The sequence below is a fragment of the Natronorubrum thiooxidans genome (assembly GCF_900156475.1).
GTDB lineage: Archaea > Halobacteriota > Halobacteria > Halobacteriales > Natrialbaceae > Natronorubrum > Natronorubrum thiooxidans.
The window spans coordinates 1-1,524 of the sequence record NZ_FTNR01000053.1 but is presented as its reverse complement, the minus strand read 5'-3'; the positions used below and the strand labels follow the sequence as shown (position 1 = coordinate 1,524).

Annotated in this window: 1 protein-coding gene and 1 pseudogene; both read right to left on the bottom strand. The window is 51.7% G+C overall.

The genetic code is table 11. The features are described 5' to 3' along the window. Positions 1–151: 151 nt before the first annotated feature. Positions 152–781, bottom strand: coding sequence for a tyrosine-type recombinase/integrase (locus tag BW940_RS22625; protein WP_076611038.1), 630 nt, complete (start codon positions 779–781; stop codon positions 152–154). 569 nt (positions 782–1,350) lie between these two features. After that, positions 1,351–1,524 (bottom strand): annotated as a pseudogene (locus tag BW940_RS21400) (ISH3 family transposase); the annotation flags it as partial.

The following is a 1,524-nucleotide window of genomic DNA, read 5'->3' as shown; positions in this document are numbered from 1 at the left end:
CGACGCACAGAAGATCCACAAACAACGCCCGGTTCTCCAAGAACAGCTCGCTACCGCCATCAAACCGGCTGCTGAGGCCTAACTAAAGACCAATGGTTGCTGATCGTTTCTGGGTCGTCAATATCAGCGAGTACTGCTGTTAATTTCTCAGTCATTTATTATCGACCTCGAGGATTTTGGAGGTTGCATATTGCCAGACATCGTTCGGAGTGATTGGCTGAGGCTGGATCTCGGATACATCGTGCTCTGTCAGGCTTGCACCAGATGGTTGTTGAGTGAGAGAAGAGTTGGATACTGCTTCTTGACTCGCACGCTTAATCGAACGGCGGAGCGTAGATCGACTCGCACGGCCGTTCAAGGTCGTGAATAGTGGTTCGGCTTCGGTTTTGATTACGTCGTCTCGTTCATACTCTACGTACGTTTCAACAGCGTCGACAGTTTTCTTAGTAAGAGCAACCGATCGCTCGGTAACGAGACCAACAGTATTTACTACGTGAGTATCAGGTATTCCAACTCTCACTTGACCGCGTTTGAGTGCCAAGTCTTTGAGATTGAGTTGACGTATCTGCTCAGGACGACTCTTTGTATCTAGAAGCAGTTCGAGATATGCGTGTGTTCGCGTCCCGAACTGCCGTTGACGGAGATCGCTGATCAGACTCTCAATCACATCACTGGAGGTCACGCTTGACGTTTCAGAAACCCGATTACCGATAATCTGCTTACCAAGAGTTTCGAGATCGGGGTTCGAGGCACCTACGAGAGGTGATGCCAGATGGTGCATGACGAGTTCTGGGTTCTGCTGAAAAGCGTACGCAAGATAGTTTCCGAGAGAGCAGATGTGACTCCGAACTGTTGCAATTGCGAGATCCGAATCCCACAAGAGATGCTGGATGAATTGGCAGACGTCCTCTTCGATTGGTCCATCAAATCTAACGGAATTGGTTATACACCACTCACAAAATGTCTGGAGAGTAGTCTTATGTGAGAGATACGTAGAGTCAGGAACCTCATTGGAAAGCGTACAGAGATAAGATTGGATAGTCGAATCGAGTTCTTGAGAGAGGACTGTCTCTAACGCAACTCCTTGGGGACAAGCCCCACGAAGAGAGATATTTGGTGAATCTGATTCTTGCATCGGTTACGTAATAGAGAAAGATATGATGGGGGCTGGAGATTCAGTACCTCACAAAGCATCACCAGTTAGCCTGACCTGAGTCACCTGTTCTGTCGTGATGAGTCGTCGGTAGCGGTTGAACAACACTAATCGAAGACGGAGCTGTCGCTGTCGGCGGCGGTCAGCCGCCGACGCGACAGCGTAGCCACTCACAAGGCAGCGATCCCGGTCAGTGACTATCGGTGGAACCGGTCGTCAGGTGGCCGGTTTGCGGGGACGGCCCGACGCACCGCGAGGGCCGTCCACGCAGCCCGGCGAACCATGTTGACGAACTCCTTGTATGGCCACCACCAGAGGCGACGCCCGCCTCGGCGGGGCGTCGCCACGTATTCGTAGTGCAGATACCGCCA

What these genes read in the sequence shown, in the direction of transcription:
- BW940_RS22625 (WP_076611038.1), bottom strand. Translation starts at nt 781, where the DNA reads ATGCACCATCTGGCATCACCTCTCGTAGGTGCCTCGAACCCCGATCTC.